Origin of the sequence: Peribacillus sp. YIM B13481, assembly GCF_042787985.1 — a bacterium.
GTDB lineage: Bacteria > Bacillota > Bacilli > Bacillales > DSM-1321 > Peribacillus > Peribacillus simplex_A.
The window spans coordinates 35686-58289 of record NZ_JBHZPE010000004.1 but is presented as its reverse complement, the minus strand read 5'-3'; the positions used below and the strand labels follow the sequence as shown (position 1 = coordinate 58289).

The window sequence follows — 22604 nt, the reverse complement described above, 5'->3', positions numbered from 1 at the left end:
TTGAAGAATCAGGAGAAGTGAAGAATGATTTTACATGCTCAGTACATGCTAAATTTTATAGGACTAGCTTTTATTCCTTGCATTTTTCATATTGTATAGTAAGGAATGCTCAAGTAAGGTATATTGTTTGCAATTATTCGTTTTCTTCATGATATAATACATGGGTAGGAAGGTGAGGGTCATGAGGTACAGAATCACCTGTCTTTTCATATGCCTAGTTTGGATTTCAGGCTGCGGCCAAAGTGAAACGGCCTCAAATCAGCCAACTATTCAGCAGAAAAGCAGAGTTGAGCTGAGTAAAAAGGAAACAATTCCTGCCAGCTTTTTTCCGGACCCTGTGAAAATCGTATCGATAGGCGATTCCTTGACTCAAGGTGTCGGTGATAGTAAAGATAATGGCGGGTATCTTCCTTATTTACAAAATAAGCTGGTAAAAGAACCATCGATTACTTCCGTTGAGATGATTAATCATGGCATACGTGGAAATAGGACCGACCAACTATTGAAAAGACTGGATAAAGCTAGGATTAAAGAAGACATAAAACAAGCTGACTCGATTGTTGTCACGATCGGTGGAAATGATATCATGAAGGTCTTTAAACAGAATTTCTCCAATTTGGAACTGAATCAGTTTGATTCGGCTAAATTAGGGTATGAAAAAAGATTGAGGCAAATACTCGATAAGATCCGTTCCGAAAATGATCATGCCCAAATTTACCTGGTGGGCGTATATAATCCCTTTTCCAAATGGTTCGCAGATTTTTATGAACTTGATATGATCATGAATGATTGGAATGAAAGCGGGAAAGAGATTATTGAAGAATATGATTCAGCCTATTTTATTGAAATAGCAGATATTTTCAAGGATTCCAAAGAGGATTTGCTTTATGATGAGGATTATTTTCATCCAAATGACCGCGGATATGAATTAATCGCGACAAGAATCTACAATGATATGGATATTACCACTATCGGAAAGGACACATTGGAAGCGAGTGCCAAAGGAGATGATGACCAAGAATGACAAATATCAAATGGAAGACTATGTTTATTTCCCTATTAGCCCTAAACATCCTGGTCATCGTGTTTGTTTTGATTTTAGTTAATTTGCCGACTAAAGATAAAGAACTGATACCAAAAGTAAGCCACGAAGAAGATATCCAATTTCAAATTCACACGAATCGGGAAGATCTGACAAGATTAATTAACCAGTATCTTGATAAAGAAGGCCTGACGGGATCCTTTCATTACGAAGTATATTTAACGGATGAAGTCGAGTTATACGGTACAATGCCATTTTTCAATCGTGAAGTGGAAATGAAATTGACTTTTGAACCAATCGCCCAAAAGAATGGGGATTTGATCTTAAAGCAAAAATCAATTGCCATCGGACAAATGAACTTACCTGTTTCATATGTAATGAATATAATAAATGAGCGTTATAACATGCCGGATTGGGTAAGCATCAACCCAAATGACGAAAGTATTTATGTCTCATTACAGGATATGGAATTGAAAAGCGACATTAGGGTCAAGGCGAAAAAATTCGATCTTAAAAATGACGACATTTCATTTTTATTGACCATCCCATCATCATTACAGTGATAGGGAGTAAATGAATAAAAAACCAGGATCATTTCATCCTGGTTTTTTATTCATTTATGGAGAGAGTGTTACGGTTTCCAGCGTGGATGGTTCCCGATTCAATCCGATTAAATAAATGGTTGAGGGAGTATTTTTGCGGAAACTATTATTTGGCAAATGAAGCGCAATCTCTTTAGTCCCAGCTTTCCTCACTTCAAAGTCGACTATCATGGGATGTAAATTAAGATAATCGCTTGCTTTCCTGAAATGGAGATTTTCAAAAACGACATCACCATCTTTGACGGCAATATCTACCGAGGGTAAATCATCTGAAAGATGGATGAATCGAACCTTGGCTTCATTTTGAGGAACAAACGGATTATCTTCGAAAGTTAACATATTCAACGACCCGTTAGCCAAGGTAGCGGCTATGGTATAGGACCTCCCGCTTTCGAGCGTCACTTTACGGCTCAAAAGTGAGGTGCCTTGCCCGCTGCGGTAAATACCCAATTGGTAATTGCCGGGGGGGAATGTCGAATAATCATTGTTCTCTTTAAATGAGAAATTTTTAAGAATACGCATTTCATTTAAATAAACATCAAACGATGGAGCTGTTGGGGCAGCATGAATAATGCGAACTTGTGCAGGCAGTATGACATTCATTTGTTCAAATCTCAATTGTTGTGCTTCTTTTTCGAGACTTTTCAAATGCTTATGGTAATAATAATCATGCAAATGCGGATTGCTGTATTTATAATAAGACGATAGTAAATCATAAGTTATCGCTTTTTGTAAATATGATTGTTTATCGCTCATTTCTTACACCTCTCATTTTTCCATAATGATCTCATCATATGGTGATATGCTTGGACGTGTGTCTGGACCATTTTCGTTAATAGGGACTTATCGGCATATTATTTTACAGGGCAAAATAAAAGCGTTAAAATGCATTCAATGGTTTGTTTGTAAAAAAGGGGGATTTTCATTTGACAAAGCAATTAGGGAAAGCAACATTCGCAGGTGGATGTTTTTGGTGCATGGTGAAACCGTTCGATGAGCAGCCTGGCATCGAATCCGTTATCTCGGGTTATACGGGCGGGACTACGGAAAATCCTACTTACAAAGAAGTTTGTTCTGAAACCACGGGACATTATGAGGCTGTTCAGATCACCTTTGATCCAAGCGTATATCCATATGAAAAAATAATCGAGATGTTTTGGCAGCAAATTGACCCGACAGATGCTGGAGGGCAGTTTCATGACCGGGGAAGTTCTTATCAAACGGCCATTTTTTATCATGACGAAAACCAACGTGAAATTGCTGAAGGATCCAAAGCTAAGCTGCAGGCAAGCGGGAAATTTTCCAAACCGATTGTAACGCCGATTATACCAGCTCAAGCGTTTTATCCAGCTGAGACATATCACCAGCATTATTATAAAAAGCAACCTGAGCATTATGAAAGATATTCGATTGGCTCAGGCCGAAAAGCATTTATAAAACATCACTGGGGGGAAAAAATGAAAAGTAAAGAAGAATTAAAACAGAAACTTTCAGCGATTCAATTTGAGGTAACGCAAAATAATGGTACGGAACCAGCATTTAACAATGAATATTGGAACTTGAAGGAGGAAGGGTTATATGTGGACATCGTTTCAGGTAAACCTCTTTTCACTTCAAAGGAAAAGTTTGATTCAGGCTGCGGTTGGCCAAGCTTTACTAAACCGCTAAAGGAAGAGGAAGTGGTGGAAAACCTCGATACGAGTTACGGTATGAGAAGAATCGAGGTCCGCTCAAAAACTGCCGATTCTCATCTTGGTCATGTTTTTAATGATGGACCGGGACCATCGGGATTACGCTATTGCATCAATTCTGCCTCATTGAAGTTCATCCCGCTCCAAGATCTGGAAAAAGAAGGATTCGGAGAATACAAAAAGCTTTTTGATTGAATGGCACCCCCCTACCTGATAATGATAGGGGGGTCTTTATTATTGGATAGGATTCAATCGGTGATGATCGATGCGATCCGGACATATGGAATGATGGTAAGATCCATTGCTTTAGTTCTGCCAGTCACCTCAAAACGGACCTTATGTGAACCGGGAGGAAGCCCATTTGTGACAAATAAATATCTTTCACGGGCAAACGGCCACCACGTATTCAAAGTCGTGGTTTCATTTCCATCGATCCATACTTTAACTTCCCCGCCATCGGGACTCCTGAGCAGCTTCACTCCAAGCATACTTCCATTGAAGTTATATTCAATCACACTGCCCTTTTCACTACTAGTAAAATAGCCGCCCCTTGGACGGAAACCGTTCATTTTTTCATAGTGGTCAATCTCCGATAATTTAATATCAGAATGGGCATGAAGCTTAGATGGAAGGGCTGCAACAGTCTTCCCACGTTTTATATTATCCAGGAAGCGTTCATAAATTGCATTAGCATAAAATTGATAACCCAGCCCATTTGGATGAATCAGATCTCTGGTCAATTGCTTTTCCGTATATCCTGAATCTTTGAATATTGGACGCATATCCACATTAGTTGCACCATAATGTTTGGATAAAAGTCCGATGGCTGATGCAAATTCCTCATATTTCAAGGAACTCTCTGTTATTGTGAATAATTCGGCATTAGGGTTGAGACGTTTTGCCTTTCTCATTAAAGCTTCATATGTCATGGTAAAATCATCGACATTCATATATTTGCGGTCATTTTCACCGAAAATGAAGAATATCAAATCTTTATGATCATGCTGCCTTCTTTGGGAAAGCTTAAATAGACCTTCAAAAGCAGTGGATCCGCTTTGGACAACGTACTCTCCGTGTAAAGGAATATCATTGGTTTTGATCATCATATTTTCTAACTGTTTGAACCATGTTAGATTAGGATTTTCAGCTCCTGACCCTCTTCCGATACTGTCACCAATAACGAGATACTGAATGGGCTGGCCTGATTGGAATTTTTGATAAACATTTACTGAATCATCTGATCCATATGTTTTAGGAGCTTTCTGAAGGACATAGCAGATGAGAAGGATCGTGGCGATTGCAGCGAAAGGGATGAAGGATTTTGCGTTCTTTTTCAAAATTATGTTCCCCCGTATTAACCTTTTATGTATCTATATAGGAATGAGATAGCTTAAAGAGGCTAAGAAATGTTTTTTCCTTATTATATCCCAATTTTAACACAATAAATATAAAACGTTTTTTTGACATTTTTCATGTTGCTCTTGGTGGTTCGCCTATTGTATGTATAACGGTTCTGAAGGTGTTGATTCGAGAAGTTTTTTCTTAAATTCAAAAAAATAGGCAAATGCACAGACCGAGGCGGGCGTAATGACATATGGTAAGGTGTAAAGAGAAATCAGAATTCTAAAAGGAGTGGAACTTAATGTACGGATATGGTGGATATGGTGGAGGATTTGGTTATGGTGGTGGATTCGGTGGCGGCTGCGGTGGCGGTTGCGGATTTGGATCAGGCTTCGCATTAATCGTTGTCTTGTTCATTCTGTTGATTATCATCGGTGCTTCATTCTGTTGCTAATTGAATAACTAAAAGACCAGTTGATAAAGCTGGTCTTTTCTTTATGCAGGGAATTTGGTGGTTTGACTGGGAATCTTCACAGAATCCATAATTGTTTACTGATAGGATAAGGATATATACAGTACAGGCAATACATAACCATTCCTTTTTCCAATACGGTACAACGGGAATGACGAGAGGATGCCAATGATGAGGAAAACGGCGCCAAAAGGATTCGAAAGGAAATTATGACTCCCAGTTTTTTTGCAGGGAAGATTGGAAAAGGGAATTTCAGTACTTAAGAGTCTTGGTTGTTCTTTATTCACCATTTCTGCTAAAATAACGACAGATGTAATTAATTTAGGGGGATAAAGATATGAAACCTTCCCATTTACAAGCAGGGGATGAAATTCGCGTTATTGCTCCCTCAAGAAGTTTGGCGATTGTCAAAGGGGAACAGCGCAGATTGGCAGAAGAAAGATTGACTGAGCTTGGTTTTAAAGTGACATATGGTAAAACGGCTTTGTTCCATGATGACTTTTTCTCGAATTCGATTGAAGACCGGGTCGAGGATTTGCATGAGGCCTTCAGGGATCCGAATGTTAAGGGAATCTTTACAGCCATCGGGGGGTATAACGCTAACCAATTGTTACGATATATCGATTACGAGTTGATAAAGGAAAATCCAAAAGTGTTGATGGGGTATAGTGATATAACCGCAATTTTACTGGCCATTCATAAAAAAACAGGCTTAACTACATACTCAGGTCCTCATTTCTCGACGTTCGGGATGAAGGCTGGTCTGGAATATACAATGGAATATTTTAAAAAGGCTGTTATTGAAAATGAAGGCTTTTATCTTGATCCAAGTGAAACGTGGAGTGATGACTCTTGGCATTTAGAACAGGATGACCGAACTTTCCACCCGAATGCTGGATATATGGTCATTCAGGAAGGCGAAGCGGCTGGGACGATCATTGGGGGAAACCTTTGTACACTCAATCTATTGCAAGGTACAGAGTTTATGCCTTCTTTAAAGGACAGTATCCTTTTCATAGAAGATGACGAAGAAAGCCATCCATTTAGCTTTGACCGGGATTTACAATCCTTGCTGCATCAGCCAGATGCAAGTGGGATTAAAGGAATCGTCATAGGCCGTTTCCAAAAGGATTCGGGAATGACTGAATATGCTTTGCAGGAAATCATTGCTTCCAAAAAGGAGATAAATGGGATACCCGTGATTGCTAATGCCAATTTTGGTCATGTACATCCATTTGTGACGGTGCCGGTTGGTGCAAATGCAGTAATGAAGGTGGAGAACGGAAAAGCAACGATCCAGATCCATTCATGATACAATTTGATGACGCCGTTCAAAAAGTGGACGGTGTTTTATCTGTTCAGGGTATGTAAAATGTATTTTTCATTTTGGAGTATTTTAGGAGTCTTTCCGCTTACCAACACTGGAAATAGTCCTATTTTACAAGCATTATTAGGGAATATGAGTCTAATTGTTCAAATTCTATATTTTTCTGATATAATACTAAGAGATTTAAAATAGAAAAGGTGATTATGTGTTATTAACAATTCCCGCATCCATTCGTTTAGAAGGGGCTTTGGCCGAGTATAATAAAAAAGGCCGTGTGAGCCATACATGTTTCGTCTGTAACGAAGACACTTCTAATGGGGATGCAAGTAACTTGAACTACTATAAGTTAGGAACCAAAAAAGTTTGTCATTCCTGCATGAAAAATGTTTTGCGTCATCCGTCTTTAAAAGAGTATGAATATGTACATACTTCAGTTATCGATAAAACTGCTTTTTATAAAAATGTGCTGGCTGTTTTAAAGGATGAAAGTTTTTTGGAGTCAATTCGTGAAGATAAACTAAATAGCGTATTGTAAGAAAAAAGTGTATCTCTTGTGGATACACTTTTTTTGTTCCTATTTTTTTCCTGAACATGAAACCAAGAAATTTATCCGTTTACATGCATAGGTCAATTTCCTTAGCAAGATTGCCTTCATCTGGACATACACTTTACAATAATGCATTTGTTTATAAAGAGAAGGAGTGTGTGGGTTTATGGAGCAGTCTTCATTGATAAAGCCGGTCCTGGGAGGAACCTACCCGACTATCAGTCATGGTCAGGGTGTGTTTTTATACGACAAAGAAGGAAAGGATTACCTTGATGCTTCTTCCGGTGCTGTTACTGCCAATATTGGCCATGGCGTCCAGGAAATCATGGAGGCGATGGTAAAACAGGCTCAACAGGTTTCATTTGTATATCGTTCCCAATTTACCAGTGAAGCTGCAGAGAATCTTGCCGGAAAAATTGCTGAATTGACCAAAGGGGATCTGACATATAGCTTTTTTGTAAACAGCGGCTCCGAAGCGACTGAAACTGCATTGAAAATTGCCATCCAGCATTGGCAGGAAAAAGGGAAGCCCAAGAAACAGAGAGTCATATCGAGGTGGATGAGCTACCATGGTATCACGATGGGGGCTCTTTCAATGTCTGGCCATCCGATTCGCCGGGAACGATTTACTCCTTTACTTGAATCATATCCTTCTGTATCTCCTCCATATTGTTACCGGTGTCCACTCCAACTTGATCCCCATACGTGTGGTATGGCCTGTGCTTCTGAATTGGAAGCGTCGATCCGGCGTATTGGCAGTGAAAATATAGCGGCTTTCATCGCAGAACCTGTTATTGGAGCAGCCGGAGGTGCCATTATCCCTCCTGATGGTTATTTTCAAAAACTCAAGAAAATCTGCGAAGAGAATGATATTTTATTCATTGCCGATGAAGTCATGACTGGATTTGGACGTACCGGTAGGATGCTTGCTTCCGAATATTGGGATGTGGAACCTGATATCGTAACATTTGGTAAAGGTATGAGTGGCGGGTATACCCCGATAGCGGCCGCAGTAATGACCAAAAACGTGATGGAGCCAATAATCAAAGGCTCGAAGTCAATTATCGGAGGCCATACGCTTAGTGCAAATCCATTATCGTGTGCGGTTTCTTTGGCCGTTTTAGAATATGTCGAGAGGAATGAACTTGTCGAAAAATCAGCCGATAGGGGAAAGGACCTAATTAGGGGCCTGAAGAAGTTAGCTGGGAAGTATTCCTTTATCGGTGATATACGTGGCAGGGGTTTATTGATTGGCATCGAATTTGTTCAGGATAAAGCCACGAAGTCCCCATTTCCGAAGGAGGCCGATGTGACCAATGAAATCATTGAATTGGGAATGAGGAATGGAATACTGCTGTATCCCGCGGCGGCAGGCCTTGACGGTGTGACCGGGGCAGCCATCATCATCTCCCCCCCGTTAACTATATCGGAAGAGGAGTGTGCAGAATTGTTAATGAGGATCGATATAACTTTTCAGCAATTCAATGAATTCAAAGGAAAACGGCCAGCACAACAAGGAAGTGAGTCATAGTGCCGGAAAATACATTCCAGAAGATTTGTCATTTGGAGGATGTCCGCCATCTCTTTAAAGATAATCAGTCCATCCTGTATGGGGGGTTCGGTGGCATAGGGACACCCCCAGGATTGATCAATTTGATTTTGGAGTCAGGTATAAAGGGTTTAACCTTGATTGGGAACGATACAGGTTTCCCTGATATAGGAATTGGAAAACTTGTCACCCAACGCCGTGCGAAAAAAATCATCGTTTCCCATATCGGTTCCAATCCAAATGCAGGACTATTGATGAACAATGGAGAGCTCGAAGTGGAGTTCTCTCCGCAAGGGACGCTTGTCGAACGCATCAGGGCCGGGGGGATGGGGCTAGGTGGGGTATTGACTGATATTGGAATTGAGGCTGATTTCGTCCGGGACGGCAAGCAAACCGTAAAGCTAGGTGAGAAAAATTATCTGGTGGAATCTGCATTAACTGCCGATATTGCCATTGTTTATGCAGAAATGGCAGATCCTTATGGAAATCTCATCTTTGATAAAAGCGCCAGGAATACGAATCCACTTGTAGCTACGGCCGGACAAATCACTATAGTCGAAGCCATGCAAATCGTTCCGCTTGGCTCTTTGGATCCAGAGGACATCATTGTACCGGGTGCCTTTGTGGATTATATCATTCCATCAAAAGGAGTCGATTGGAAATGGGTTTGGGAACCGAAGATAGAAATCGAATAGCGAAACGGGCAGCATCAGAAATAAGCGATGGGATGCTGGTCAATTTGGGAATTGGCATTCCATCCCTTGTACCGAATCATCTTTTGAATGACCATAAGGTTATGTTTCATGCTGAAAATGGCCTTGTAGGTATTGGCAGTTCTCCTGAAAAGGGTAAAGAAGATGCCCATCTTTGCAATGCTGGGGGGCTGCCGATCACCATTAGAGCGGGGGCTTCCTACTGCGACAGTACGGTTGCATTTGGGATGATACGGCGCGGCAGGGTGGATATCACGATTCTTGGAGCCCTTCAAGTAAGTGAAGTGGGGGATCTCGCTAATTGGATTGTCCCGGGAAAGCGGGTGCCAGGCATGGGCGGTGCCATGGAATTGGCTGCAAAGGCAAAAAAGGTCATCGTCTTAATGGAACATACCGATAAAGCGGGCATGTCTAAATTAGTCAAAAAATGTACGTTGCCGTTAACCGCCAAGAAATGCGTACATATGATCATCACTGAGCTAGGGGTGTTTTCTGTAAATTCGGAAGGCCTTTTATTAACTGATGTATTTGAACCGTTCAGTATTCAGGAAATCAGGAATCGGACCGAAGCCTTGTTTACCGTCTCAGAAAACATCCATATTTTAAAAGAATGAGAGAGGAGAATGGATATGTATGAGGAAAAAATAAGAAAATGGTTGAATGATTCAAGGACGAATGGGATTCAGCTTTTGCAAAAGCTGGTTCAAGAACCGAGCAAAAGGGGGCAAGAAGGAAGTGCACAAGCCATAGTGGTCGAGAAGTGCAGACAACTGGGTCTTGAAATAGATCTATGGGAAATCGGGGATGAACAATTAAGGAAACATCCCCATTTTTATTGTGACCGCAGGGATTTTAAAGGGAATCCGAATCTTGTGGCTATTAAAAGAGGAACCGGCAAGGGGAAATCCCTCATTTTAAACGGCCATATTGATGTAGTTCCTGAAGGAGATCATGCAGCATGGCATGATGATCCGTATAGCGGCAAGTTAATGGACGGAAAAGTGTTCGGGCGGGGAACGACAGATATGAAAGGCGGCAATGTTTCTTTATTGCTAGCCATTGAAGCGATTGTCGAATCTGGAATCCAATTAAAGGGGGATTTGATTTTTCAGAGTGTGATTGAGGAGGAAAGCGGTGGTGCCGGTACACTTGCGGCAGTCATCCGAGGGTACGAAGCTGATGGGGCAATCATTCCGGAGCCTACCAATATGAAACTATTTCCTTTACAGCAAGGTTCGATGTGGTTTCGACTGAAAATAAAGGGCAAGTCTGCACATGGAGGCACGAGGTATGAAGGAGTCAGTGCAATTGATAAATCGGTTAGTGTAATGAAAGAAATCAAGAGGCTTGAACAAGAACGGAATGAGTCACTCCGTCATTCACTCTATAAAAATGTACCCATCCCCATTCCGATCAACATAGGTAGCATTCAAAGTGGGAATTGGCCTTCTTCCGTGCCGGATATAGCCGTACTTGAAGGAAGATTCGGTGTCGCACCTAAAGAGACCATGGAAGAGGCACAGAAATCACTAATACAGCGAATAGATGCTTTAAACCAGAGTGATGAATGGTTCAAAGAAAAACCTATTGAATTAGAATGGTTTGGGGCCAGATGGCTCCCTGGCAATCTCGAAATGGATCATCCGCTTATGAAAACCATTGGCACATACTATGAAAAAGTGGTGGGGAAAGCCCCGCTTGTCGAAGCGTCCCCTTGGGCGACGGATGGAGGGTATCTTTCAGGGGTTGGTTCGACTCCCGTAGTTGTATTTGGACCAGGGGAAACGAAAATGGCACATGATTCCAACGAATATATAGAAGTGGATAAAATGATGGAGGTTGCAGAAATCATCGCATTGACCATAATTGAATGGTGTGGCGTGGAACCGCAATAATTATTTTCCCCGGGGTCTGATTCTAGAAGGGGTCAGGCCTTCTTTTACAATGATCGATTGATGTGAAAGGAGCGAGACAAATGGAGACGGGAATGATTGAAAAAAGAATTCAAAAGCAAAGGTGCACAATACATATCACGATCGACCAATTTAATAAGCGGGTCAGGGTTGATGATTATCTAGGTCATTTTCAGGAATGCGTAGAGGAGTCTCTGAAGGTGGCTAAAGGTATGTCAGCGGAGAAAATCATCTTCAAGTCACGCAAGGAAAACGTTCTGGAATTACTTGCCCAGGGCTTTTTATATGAAGGAAGCATTGATAAATTCTTTTTGGGAAGCGATTGTTTCTTCCTTGTTAAATATAAGAGGAATGAAAGGCGAAACAGTGAAGAATGGGAAAAGGAAGATCAAATCCTCTCGGATATTCAGAGTCTGCCGATAAAAACCGGACAAGATGATCCACCTTCAGCTTATCAAGGCCGTATGGCGGAAGTTACCGATGCACTTCAGCTGTCACAATTGTATGGGAAAGTCTTCGAAGTGTATCCTACTCCGATGAATGATCCGTCATATGTTAAAAAGTGCATGGAAAAGGGAACGGTTTTTTATGTTTTTGTTCATGAAGGGAGGATCGTCAGTGCTGCTTCCGCAGAAATTGATTCTTTTTATCATAATGCGGAAATCACTGATTGTGCAACATTGCCGGAACATCGGCAGTATGGTTTGATGAAACACTTGATTTCCGCACTAGAAGACTATCTTATTTCGCATGGGATTTTTTGTATCTATTCAATTGCCCGGTCGCTCTCATTCGGTATGAATGCTGCATTGCATCAGCATGGATACTCGTACCGCGGACGTTTGGCCAATAATTGTTATATCTTCGATAAACTGGAAGATATGAACCTTTGGGTGAAAAATTTTACTTGAATGCTCATTTTTAGGCGGTTCATGACAAGTTTTTGGCATTTCCTCATATACATCTAGGAATAAGGTCTAGAGGAGGGATATCTTGCCAAGTGAATTTTTTAATACAAGTGAAGTGTTGGAAGCGATATTAGAAACCATTGATGAAGGCATTCATGTGATAGATCCAAAAGGACAGACCATCTTTTATAACGGAGTGGCGGCCAATCATGATGGGATGAAAAGAAGTGAGGTGCTTGGAAAACCGTTGCTTGAAGCCTTCCCTTCTTTGAATCACAAATCATCGACATTACTCCGGGTCATTAAATCTGAAAAACCAATCTATAACCATAGTCAATCATATGTAAATGCACATGGGCGAATCATTGAGACGCTAAATACGACGCTCCCCATATATGTGGATGGGTTTATGATAGGTGCAATTGAAATTGCCAAGGATTATTCAAGCTTGAAGCAATTATCTGAAAGATTAGCTGACCTGGAAAGCTCGCTCAAAACAATCAAAAGTCCTGAAAAAAAAACGCCTGGGAACGGCCGATTGTATTCTTTCACTGAAATCCTGACAAATGATACGGGGTTTAAAGGTTTGATATCACAAGGGAAAAAGGCTGCCCGCTCCTCTTCATCGGTATTGGTTTATGGGGAAAGTGGTGTAGGAAAAGAGCTTTTTGTTCAAAGCATCCACCAGGATTCGAGCCGCAGTAAAGAACCATTCATTGCGCAAAATTGTGCTGCCTTGCCAGAACATTTATTGGAATCTCTCCTATTCGGTACCGCTAAAGGAAGTTACACTGGTGCCATGGAACGCCAGGGATTGTTTGAATTAGCCAACGGCGGGACCTTGTTTTTGGATGAATTGCAATCGATGCCGATTGACTTGCAAGCAAAGCTTCTGCGTGTGCTTGAAGATGGATTCATAAGGAGGATAGGCGGTACAAAGAGTGTTCATGTGGATGTCAGGATCATGGCAGCGATGAATATAAATCCTATAAAGGCGGTATCGGAAAACAGGCTGAGGCCAGATTTATTTTACAGATTAAACGTATTGAGCTACGAGCTGCCTCCGCTAAAGGAACGGACTGATGACATACCCCTTCTTACAGAACATTTCATTTCCATTTTTAACAGTAAATTAGGACTGTCCATTAAGGGCATCGATGAGAAGGCAAAGGTTTTTTTTCAGGAATATCATTGGCCTGGAAACGTAAGGGAGCTAAAACATACGATTGAATTCATGATGAACCATACCGAGAAAGATGTTTTGAACATGGAAGATCTGCCCCAGTTTTTAAAAAAGCGTTCCCCTTCCTCATCAGAAAAAATAATTCCCCTTCGTGAGGCCATGATTGAAATGGAAACAAAATTGATTACCGAGGCCCTTCTTCAAACGAACGGAAATGTTTTTCAGGCATCGAGGCTATTGCAGATTCCAAGGCAGACCTTACAATATAAAATAAAAAAACATATTTGAATCTGAAACAACCGGATGCAGCCAGCTGTCCGGTTTTTTTTTTAGGTGCCTTCGAATTTTGGTGTCATTTTGGCACACTTCTTGCATTTAATACTACTATCATAACTCAGGAGGTATAACCATGTTATTTGACTTATATAAGCCAGATCGCAATTGGAAAGATATAGAGCTCTGGAAAGATGTAACCGATGAACAATGGAACAACTGGCTGTGGCAGCTTACGAATACGATCCGAACTGTTGATGATTTGAAAAAAGTGATAAACCTGACTCCGGATGAAGAGGAAGGTGTGAGGATTTCCATAAAAACCATCCCATTGAATATCACCCCATATTATGCTTCGTTAATGAATAAAGATGACCCAAGGTGTCCAATTAGAATGCAATCGGTTCCCATCTCGGAAGAAATGCATAAAACCAAATATGACATGGAAGACCCCCTTCATGAGGATGAGGACTCCCCTGTACCGGGACTGACCCATAGATATCCGGATCGTGTCCTTTTTTTGGTGACGAATCAGTGCTCCATGTACTGCCGTTATTGTACGAGAAGACGCTTTTCAGGCCAAATTGGAATGGGCGTGCCCAAAAAACAATTGGACGCTGCAATCGGTTATATACGTGACACACCGGCAGTTCGGGATGTCCTTATTTCCGGCGGTGACGGATTATTGATCAATGATACGATCCTTGAATATATCCTCAAAAATTTAAGGGAAATTCCTCATGTGGAAATAATCAGGATAGGTACACGGGCTCCGGTTGTTTTTCCTCAAAGAATCACTGAAAATTTATGTACCATTTTAAAAAAGTATCATCCGGTTTGGCTGAATACTCATTTCAATACCTCGATCGAAATTACCGAAGAGTCAAAGAAAGCATGTGAGATGCTTGCCGATGCAGGGGTACCTGTGGGTAATCAGGCCGTTATTTTAGCGGGGATAAATGACAGTGTCGCTATCATGAAAAAGCTGATGCATGACCTTGTCAAGATTCGGGTTCGACCTTACTATATTTATCAGTGCGATCTATCGGAAGGCATCGGTCATTTCAGGGCTCCCATATCAAAAGGGATTGAAATCATCGAGGGACTACGTGGCCATACATCCGGGTATGCCGTTCCAACCTTTGTTGTCGATGCACCAGGGGGTGGCGGGAAAATCACATTACAACCGAATTATATCCTTTCACAATCACCGACAAAAACAGTGCTTCGTAATTTTGAAGGAGTGATTACAACATATCCCGAACCTGAGCATTACACACCAGGGCTTGCAGATGATTATTTCAAAGGGATATACCCTGAAATGGAAGAAAAACGGTCAGATATAGGAATTGCTGGTTTGATGAACGACAAGCAATTTAATTTGGTCCCTGAAGGACTGAAGCGAATGAATCGACGGGAAAATTATGGGACCAACCCAGAGCATGCTTCATTGAAAAACCAGCGTGAAAAGAGAGATCTGTTAAAAGAAAAGAAATTCCAGGCACAGCAAAAAAAGAGCACTCCAAAGGGAGATGAATAGCATGGAGACGTGTCCATGGTGTGAGAAAGGGAAGCTTGCATCGGTAAAGGGGACGGTGTATTGGGAACTGCCGGATGGTTCGAGGGCTGTTGAAATTGATGAAACGCCATCGTTCCATTGTGATAATTGCCATGCGCTATTTCAGAGTGATGAAACGACTAAAGAGATTGAAGACCAGCTGTTTTTAATTGATAAGAAACAGTTAGGGAAACAGACTACGTATGACGGGTTATTGAAGATGAAGCGGGTGTTAAAGCGGAATTATTTTGACTTTGGGGAATAACAAAATAATTAGAAGTTGCCTCATCTACTTTTTTTGGTGAGGTTTTTCTGTGCGCCCGGCGGTGCGGTCTATAGGGTGCACATCTCGAACGGTGAAGGCATTAGTAGCGGTGGCTTTCCGTGGTGACGCGGAATTCTGAAGTGAATTGAGATGGATTATTTAGAAGCCCCTTTTGGAGAGGTCTTTTGAAATTTCTTCAATAAAACAACTAATTTTTATTTTCAAAATACGAAGAGCAGAAATAATAATGAAAGGCTAATTAACAAAATTAAGATCCATGCGGCTGTCGTAATGTTCTTGTAAATATTACCAGGTAACAGCAACGCAGTGATAATAGTCACCGCCATCTGCGAGGTTCAAAAGGAGTGTTGTTACCCTAAATAAATGAAACGGTCATCGTTGAAAAACCAGCCAAGATAATAGTTGCGTTATTTATCCAGTGCCGTTACAAAAGGACTTTCCTTTTATTAAACGCCCCATGTGCAGCCATATAAACTGCAAGTCGGAGTGAAATGATATAAATCACCACTAGTACTATTAACATAATGATAACCGCTTGGGGAGCATCTTCCTTCATTTTAAGTCTCATGGCCATAAGTCCAATTACTTCTATTCCTCCATAATCGTAAAAGTCATAGATTAAGAATGACCAAAAACCTTTCCAACCTTTCGGGAAATAGTTCATTGACTAAAATTAGGCAACCCAGCATGTTTTACATCCCCGTGAATCCATCCGACACGGCAGCCGCTGCAAGAATAATAAAAATAACAATAGCCGCCGTTTTGATAACGGTCAGTAAATAAAACCCTCATTGCCGATTAAAACGACAATAATCGTGAGAATGGCGTATCCAGCTGCAAAGAGCCAAAGAGGAACATTTGGAAACCAAAATCTTGATAAGGTCGAAAGAGCCGTTAATTGGCCACCCAAAATGAGGATGTTTGAACTCCAATAGTTCCAGCCGCGCTAAATTTGACCCAACGCCCATAAGCTTTGTTTGCATAGTAGCAGAAAGATCCAACTTGAGGATCTTCAGCCGTCATTTTAGCTAATAAGCTGTATACAATATAGGTTCCAATAGCTGCGAAAAAAATCCAGTACAAATAGTGCAGCCAACCCCTATTAAGGACAATTGCACCTTTTTAAATTTTCTTCTTCACTACCCTTATTATGACCACTAGGAAAAAAAATCCATGCAGTAACTCCTCACATATTCAAATTCCTTTTCAAAGCAAGTAGGTATTTAGATTACCTGTTTCTCTGAACATTCTCTAATTGAATTCATACATATTCATCCCACCTAAAAATGTAATTGTGAGAAATTACCATTCTTAATACACATTTTTTGGGATAACTTCATTTTTTGTGGATAACTTAAAAATGAAATCTTAAATCTTAAATGAAAGGATACATATATGAAAACAAAATGGGTTTTATTTGCTATTCTTTCTTCCATAGTCAATCTGCTTTCTGGCTGTGAATCATTAGCGGTCTTAGATCCTAAAGGACCTCAAGCCCAAACGCAAGCCAATGTGATTTGGCTATCAATTGCGATCATGACGGTTATTGTTATTGTTGTTTGTGCTATTTTAGTCTTTGTGTTAGCGAAATACCGTGACTCTAAACTACCTAAAGATTATGAACCACCCTACATTGAAGGGAATCATGTTGTTGAATCGATTATTGTGGGGGTGCCAATTTTAATCGTCATTTTCTTCTCCGTTGTTTCTGTAATTTCCAACAATAAAGTGGAAGCCACTCCGGAAGGGTACAAAGGTCAAGATCCATTAGTTATTTACGCTTCGTCATCTGACTGGAAGTGGCATTTTAGTTATCCAGAAAACGATATCGAGACAATAAACTACTTGTATATTCCAACAAATCGACCACTTGAATTTAAACTTTATTCATTCGGACCTATCACGAGTTTCTGGATTCCACAACTTGGCGGTCAAAAATATGCCATGTCTAACATGGTGACCACATTACACTTAGCAGCGGACGAATCAGGGGAAATGATGGGACGAAATGCAAACTTTAGTGGGAAAGGCTTCGCAGAAAATACGTTCCACGTCGAAGCGATATCTCAAGATAAGTTTGATGAATGGGTAAAGGAAGTTAAAGAAACTGCGAATCCTATTACTGAAGTAAGATTCAATGAATTATTAAAACCGGGTCATGAGGGACAGTTAACGTTTACTGGAACACATTTAGGCTTCTCACCAGCTCCAGAAGGTGAAAATGCTGGACATCATCATGGCTCAAGTGACTCTAACGCGAATTCAAAAGGTGAACATATGGAGCATGATCATAAGTCAAGTAATAGTGAAGAAAAATCAGCACACAATCATGAATAATTTCTTAGTCTATCTCAAGAAAAATATTTTCAGAAAGGAAACACAATAGTATGGGTTTTTTCTCTAGATTTCTTATACCTAATCCTAGTCCCGTTCTTTACTCATCAATGGTGGCCATTGGTGTTACTGTTCTCTTGATCATTGTTGGTTTAACCCACTTTAAAAAATGGTTTTATTTATGGAGTGGCTGGCTAACAACAGTCGATCATAAAAGAATAGGTATTATGTATCTAATATCTGCTTTGTTGATGCTATTTCGTGGTGGGGTAGATGCTGTGATGATGCGTGCGCAACTTGCCGTACCGGATAACAAATTATTAGATTCACAGCACTATAATGAAATTTTTTCAACACACGGGGTTGTGATGATTCTCTTTATGGCGATGCCGTACATTATGGCCTTAATGAATTTCGTAGTGCCATTACAAATTGGAGCCCGAGATGTAGCATTCCCACGTTTAAATGCCATAAGTTTCTGGTTATTTTTTATGGGTGCGATGCTATTCAACATCTCTTTTGTAATTGGTGGTTCGCCTGATGCAGGGTGGACATCTTATTTCCCGCTTGCAGGTAATGAATTTAGCCCGCATGTTGGAACGAATTATTATATGATTGGTATTCAGATAGCCGGAATAGGTACATTAATGACGGGGATTAACTTTTTGACGACTATTCTTAAAATGAGAGCACCCGGTATGACATTAATGAAAATGCCAATGTTTACATGGTCTGCTTTAGTCACAAGCATTATTATCATTTTCGCATTCCCTGTATTAACAGTGGCGCTGATCATGGGAACAATGGATCGACTATTCGCAACCAAGTTTTTCACAATGACTGATGGCGGTATGGATATGCTTTGGGCTAACCTGTTCTGGGTTTGGGGACATCCTGAAGTATATATCTTAATCTTGCCTGCATTTGGTCTATTTAGTGAGATTATCCCAACCTTTTCACGGCGTAACCTATATGGCTATCGATCAATGGTTGCTTCAATGGTATTTATCTCTATATATTCATTCTTCGTTTGGACGCACCATTTCTTTACAATGGGGCAAGCAGCATATGTTAATAGTATTTTCTCGATTACAACGATGGTCATTGCTATTCCGACTGGAATCAAGATCTTTAACTGGTTGTTCACGATGTGGAAAGGTAGAATCAGATTTACCGTACCTATGCTTTATTCAATAGGTTTCATACCTCTTTTCACAATCGGTGGAGTTACCGGGGTTATGCTTGCGATGTCAGCGGCGGATTATCAATACCATAATACAATGTTTTTAGTAGCTCACTTCCACAATGTCATTATTCCGGGTGTAGTATTTGCTGTGCTTGGTGCCGGAACTTACTACTGGCCGAAAATGTTTGGTTTCATGTTGAATGAAAGGATTGGGAAATGGGCGTTCTGGTTTCTAACCATTGGTTTTTGCTTAGCATTCTTCCCTATGTATATCACTGGTTTAGATGGTCAAGCACGTCGTATATACACATACTCTGAATCGACTGGATTTGGACCATTGAATATGATTTCGTTTATCGGGGCAGCTTTAATGGCAATCAGCTTTGTATTAATCGTATATACGATTTATTATAGCATTCGCCATGCTCCAAGAGATGTTAGTGATGATCCGTGGGATGCACGTTCCCTTGAATGGGCTACTCATAACCCCGTACCAGAATATAACTTTGCTATTATTCCACAAGTGAACTCAAGGGAAACGTTTTGGGATGCTAAATATAAGGGTCATGAATTATTCAAGGGTGACTATGAAAAAATTCATATGCCCAATAACACCGGCGGACCGTTTATCATGTCCTGCATCTTCTTTGTCTTTGGGTTTGCGTTAGTATTCAGCATCTGGTTTCTTGCGATTATTGGGTTAATCGGTATCTTTGTTTGCATGGCTTATCGTTCATTCGAAATAGATCATGGGCATTACATTTCTGTAGAAGAAATTAAAGAGACAGAAGCAAAATTTGGGGGTGTTAGTAAATGGAAATAGATCACTCGCAACCTCTTGAATATAGTACGGAACAAAATCGTCTAAATATTTTAGGCTTCTGGATTTTCCTTGGAGCCGAAATTATGCTTTTTGGAACACTCTTTGCATCATATTTTACATTAGTTGATCGTACGGGTAACGGTCCTATTGGAGCAGAAATTTTTGAAATCACTCCAGTACTTGCTGAAACATTTTTGCTCTTAACAAGCAGTTTTGTCATCGGGCTTGGAATTCATGCAATGCGACTTGGCAACAAGAAAGCCATGTTGACATTCTTCGTAATCACTCTTCTTCTTGGAGTAGGATTCATAGGATTTGAAATTACTGAGTTCATTACCTATTATCGCGAAGGAGCTACACTGCAAACTAGTGCATTTACATCGATGCTCTTTACAACATTAGGGACACATGGAGCACATGTTACATTAGGACTTTTCTGGGGGTCATTCATTATCCTTCAAGTGAAAAACCGCGGATTGACACCTGAAACAGCCAATAAATCCTTCATTTTTTCTCTTTACTGGCATTTCCTGGATATCGTTTGGATCTTCATCTTCACCTTTATCTACATGAAAGGAATGACATAAACATGAAGGAATTTTTCCCGGCTAAACAAGTATGGGGTTTTGTATTTTCATTGATTTTGACGGTTGTAGCTCTTTTGGTTTACTTCTTCAATATGTCAAAAGCAACAGGCATGACGATTTTTATATTGACAGCATTCATACAAGCAGCTGTTCAACTAGTTGTGTTTATGCACGCTCGAGAAACTGATGATAGCAAATCAATTTTTATGACTCTATATTGCGCTATATTCCTAGCTCTAATTACTGTCTTCGGTACAATATTATGTATGATCTGGGGTTGGAGTTATTGATATGAAACAGTTGGGAAACAGAAGGCGAATGATGAGTAATTGAAGTTGGAGATAGGGACAATGAGCCATGAATAGGGAAAAGTTTAGAATGCACTATCACAATATAACTGCTGATAAATTCCAATTTTTAAAAAGCGACCTTCATTTAAAGGGTATGGCTTTTGTATTCCCTTTTAAGGTTATTTCCAACGTTTAAACATTCTCGCTATTCAAATTAAATAATACACTCTACTCTAATGGATGCATTGTTATTTTAGTATTTGTATTTAATGTTTTGCTTATGGAATCTAACTAATGGGGGTCTTTAGTGACAGAAACAACCGATTTGCTGGGGGAAATAGCCACTGATAGTGCTTGGGGAAAAGTAATAGCAAGGTGTTTGATGTGGGGAAAGGGTATCAAATAGAAATTACTATTTCTCCAGATGCAATGAAGCTTATCTAGAACTTCATCGTGAAAATCCTACTCGTGAGTTATATGTTCTTCATACTAATCGTAAGAACCCCAATATCAAAAAATGTGTAGGTGTAAGGCGATAGTGAAAAGACTGGATTTATTACAGCAAATAAAAGCAATAAATAATATGGAAAAACTAACAATAGGTCCAATTGAAAGGCAAGTAGAGATGATTATTCTATACTTGCCTTTTAATTTATATGTACTCACTTATAAATAAGTTAAACAATAGCTAAGTTCTTTTTGCTTATTAAAGTAACAGATGGTGCTAGCAAAATAACTAAGGAATCAGTTGAACAACCGGGTGTCTTTTGGCTTCTTTTCGCATGTTTTCTTTAGATAAGACACATATCCCATACTTACAATAAAAAACGGCGTCCCTACATTCGTGTTGATGCTCCAGGGGGAGAGGGAAAATCACACTGCAGCCGAATTATATCCTCACAATCTCCAACAAAAACGGTGCTGCGAAATTTTGAAGGTGCGATAACAACATATCCTGAACCTGAGCATTATACTCCTGGACTTGCGGATGATTATTGGGGTATATCCTGATATGGAAGATAAACGATCAGATATAGGTGTATTCGGTTTAATGAACGACAAGCAATTCAATTTAGTGCCTGAAGGACTGAAACGTATGCATCGACGTGAAAATTACGTGACTAACCCAGAGCATGCTTCATTGAAAAACCAGCTTGGAAAGAGAGATATGTTAAAAGAAGAGAAATTCCAGGCACAGCAAAAAAGAGCACTCCAAAGGGAGATGAATATCATGGAGATGTGTCCATGGTGTGAGAAAGGGAGCTTGCATCGGTAAAGGGGACGGTGTATTGGGAACTGATTCGAAACAGTTTGAAACAAACGAAGTACAGTGAGCTAATGAACATGAAATGGCTGTTGAAACTTAACTACTTTGACTTTTAGAATGGCTCTTTTCGTAAAGATTGTTGTTTTTAAAACGAAACTATTTAAGGTTGATTGGAGAGGAAGTGCGAGACTCCTGCGGGAGCAGCGGGACAGGTGAGACCCCACAGGCGTTTACGCCGAGGAGGCTCACCGCCCGCCCCGCGGAAAGCGAGCATCTGGAGGGGAAATCAACCACAACTCACTACCTGATAAATAGCAACAAAGTATGTGAAAACAGCCTTTAGAATAAAGGATAAATTACCAATCCCCTCATTTTAGGCAGAAAAAGCGTAAATCGCTTTTTCTATCTTTGATGAAGGGGATTTTCCCAATCACTAAAAGTAAACAATCGGGTCATTGAATATTTGAAGTAATACCGCCCATTATGCGGCATGAATGACCATGCTTTTAATGATGAACATAAAAGGCTAAAGCGTGAATGAGTACAAAAAATTTCCCGTCTTTACAAGGATGGAATTAATAAGGAATGAGAAGGATATTTATATTGTATTTTCAGCTTATATCGAATGCGGTTCTTGTAGAAAAATCGTATATTTTTATAAATTGAGGAAGAAAAAACCAAATTGATTTCTAAAAAAGTGGACGGAAGCGAA

The 22604-nt window shown here is 40.2% G+C and carries 20 protein-coding genes and 2 pseudogenes; 19 read left to right on the top strand and 3 right to left on the bottom strand.

The features are described from left to right. The first annotated feature begins 181 nt into the window (after positions 1 to 181). Together ACFX4X_RS04455 and ACFX4X_RS04450 are read left to right on the top strand one after the other, a co-directional pair. The gene (locus ACFX4X_RS04455) at positions 182 to 1024 is read left to right on the top strand and encodes an SGNH/GDSL hydrolase family protein (RefSeq protein WP_377381954.1); all 843 of its coding nucleotides are present in this window, start codon (positions 182 to 184) and stop codon (positions 1022 to 1024) included. Beyond that, positions 1021 to 1605: a YpmS family protein gene (locus ACFX4X_RS04450; protein WP_284470436.1), complete on the top strand. Its 585-nt coding sequence runs from the start codon at positions 1021 to 1023 to the stop codon at positions 1603 to 1605. The genes ACFX4X_RS04455 and ACFX4X_RS04450 overlap by 4 nt, the downstream gene beginning before the upstream one ends. Before the next feature lie 54 nt (positions 1606 to 1659). Here ACFX4X_RS04450 and ACFX4X_RS04445 read toward each other — a convergent pair whose 3' ends face one another. After that, the gene (locus ACFX4X_RS04445) at positions 1660 to 2400 is read right to left on the bottom strand and encodes a DUF4397 domain-containing protein (RefSeq protein WP_377381951.1); all 741 of its coding nucleotides are present in this window, start codon (positions 2398 to 2400) and stop codon (positions 1660 to 1662) included. A gap of 170 nt (positions 2401 to 2570) precedes the next feature. On the opposite strand from ACFX4X_RS04445, the gene msrB reads away from it, so the two are divergent. Then, entirely contained in the window at positions 2571 to 3530 is a 960-nt protein-coding gene (msrB, locus tag ACFX4X_RS04440; RefSeq protein ID WP_377381949.1) for a peptide-methionine (R)-S-oxide reductase MsrB, read from the top strand. A 53-nt stretch (positions 3531 to 3583) separates the two neighbouring features. Here the strand turns inward: msrB and ACFX4X_RS04435 are convergent, their stop codons facing one another. Next, positions 3584 to 4672 (bottom strand): SGNH/GDSL hydrolase family protein, encoded by a 1089-nt coding sequence (locus tag ACFX4X_RS04435; protein WP_176431996.1) that lies wholly within the window; start codon positions 4670 to 4672, stop codon positions 3584 to 3586. 305 nt (positions 4673 to 4977) lie between these two features. On the opposite strand from ACFX4X_RS04435, the gene ACFX4X_RS04430 reads away from it, so the two are divergent. From ACFX4X_RS04430 to ACFX4X_RS04380, 11 genes are all read left to right on the top strand, one after another. Further along, complete coding sequence (locus ACFX4X_RS04430; protein WP_081108834.1) at positions 4978 to 5130, top strand: YjcZ family sporulation protein; 153 nt, start codon at positions 4978 to 4980, stop codon at positions 5128 to 5130. A 355-nt stretch (positions 5131 to 5485) separates the two neighbouring features. Further along, entirely contained in the window at positions 5486 to 6460 is a 975-nt protein-coding gene (locus ACFX4X_RS04425; RefSeq protein ID WP_284470440.1) for a S66 family peptidase, read from the top strand. Between the two features lie 220 nt (positions 6461 to 6680). Next, positions 6681 to 7010: a hypothetical protein gene (locus tag ACFX4X_RS04420; protein WP_061463606.1), complete on the top strand. Its 330-nt coding sequence runs from the start codon at positions 6681 to 6683 to the stop codon at positions 7008 to 7010. A gap of 178 nt (positions 7011 to 7188) precedes the next feature. Then, positions 7189 to 8553, top strand: coding sequence for an aspartate aminotransferase family protein (locus tag ACFX4X_RS04415; RefSeq protein WP_377381943.1), 1365 nt, complete (start codon positions 7189 to 7191; stop codon positions 8551 to 8553). Between the two features lie 23 nt (positions 8554 to 8576). Continuing rightward, positions 8577 to 9266, top strand: coding sequence for a CoA transferase subunit A (locus ACFX4X_RS04410; RefSeq protein ID WP_284472040.1), 690 nt, complete (start codon positions 8577 to 8579; stop codon positions 9264 to 9266). Continuing rightward, the gene (locus ACFX4X_RS04405; protein WP_089364044.1) at positions 9233 to 9898 is read left to right on the top strand and encodes a 3-oxoacid CoA-transferase subunit B; all 666 of its coding nucleotides are present in this window, start codon (positions 9233 to 9235) and stop codon (positions 9896 to 9898) included. Before ACFX4X_RS04410 ends, ACFX4X_RS04405 begins: the two co-directional genes overlap by 34 nt. 9 nt (positions 9899 to 9907) lie before the next feature. Continuing rightward, entirely contained in the window at positions 9908 to 11179 is a 1272-nt protein-coding gene (locus ACFX4X_RS04400; RefSeq protein WP_284470442.1) for a peptidase, read from the top strand. An 80-nt stretch (positions 11180 to 11259) separates the two neighbouring features. Next, positions 11260 to 12108, top strand: a complete 849-nt coding sequence (ablB, locus tag ACFX4X_RS04395) for a putative beta-lysine N-acetyltransferase (protein ID WP_377381939.1) — start codon at positions 11260 to 11262, stop codon at positions 12106 to 12108. Between the two features lie 82 nt (positions 12109 to 12190). Further along, positions 12191 to 13576, top strand: a complete 1386-nt coding sequence (locus ACFX4X_RS04390; protein ID WP_377381936.1) for a sigma-54 interaction domain-containing protein — start codon at positions 12191 to 12193, stop codon at positions 13574 to 13576. Positions 13577 to 13697: 121 nt separating this feature from the next. Then, positions 13698 to 15101, top strand: coding sequence for a lysine 2,3-aminomutase (gene kamA / locus ACFX4X_RS04385; RefSeq protein WP_289337432.1), 1404 nt, complete (start codon positions 13698 to 13700; stop codon positions 15099 to 15101). A 1-nt stretch (position 15102) separates the two neighbouring features. Beyond that, a complete protein-coding gene (locus ACFX4X_RS04380; RefSeq protein WP_377381933.1) occupies positions 15103 to 15384 on the top strand; it encodes a YokU family protein in 282 nt (93 codons plus the stop codon). 216 nt (positions 15385 to 15600) lie between these two features. On the opposite strand, the pseudogene ACFX4X_RS04375 reads toward ACFX4X_RS04380, so the two are convergent. Further along, positions 15601 to 16576 (bottom strand): annotated as a pseudogene (locus ACFX4X_RS04375) (amino acid permease); the annotation flags it as partial. Positions 16577 to 16800: 224 nt separating this feature from the next. Here ACFX4X_RS04375 and qoxA point away from each other — a divergent pair. The 5 genes and pseudogenes from qoxA to ACFX4X_RS04350 all read left to right on the top strand — a co-directional run bounded on the left by qoxA (position 16801) and on the right by ACFX4X_RS04350 (position 21901). Next, positions 16801 to 17742, top strand: a complete 942-nt coding sequence (gene qoxA / locus ACFX4X_RS04370) for a cytochrome aa3 quinol oxidase subunit II (protein ID WP_377381930.1) — start codon at positions 16801 to 16803, stop codon at positions 17740 to 17742. Positions 17743 to 17792: 50 nt separating this feature from the next. Then, positions 17793 to 19748 carry a cytochrome aa3 quinol oxidase subunit I gene (gene qoxB / locus ACFX4X_RS04365; RefSeq protein WP_377381927.1) on the top strand — a complete coding sequence of 652 codons (1956 nt, stop codon included), beginning with the start codon at positions 17793 to 17795 and terminating at the stop codon, positions 19746 to 19748. Beyond that, on the top strand, positions 19739 to 20335 hold the full coding sequence (gene qoxC / locus ACFX4X_RS04360) for a cytochrome aa3 quinol oxidase subunit III (protein ID WP_061463593.1): 597 nt from the start codon (positions 19739 to 19741) through the stop codon (positions 20333 to 20335). Before qoxB ends, qoxC begins: the two co-directional genes overlap by 10 nt. Positions 20336 to 20337: 2 nt before the next feature. Beyond that, complete coding sequence (gene qoxD, locus ACFX4X_RS04355) at positions 20338 to 20625, top strand: cytochrome aa3 quinol oxidase subunit IV (RefSeq protein WP_061463592.1); 288 nt, start codon at positions 20338 to 20340, stop codon at positions 20623 to 20625. Positions 20626 to 21420: 795 nt separating this feature from the next. Next, positions 21421 to 21901, top strand: a pseudogene (locus tag ACFX4X_RS04350) (hypothetical protein). Positions 21902 to 22604 lie beyond the last annotated feature (703 nt).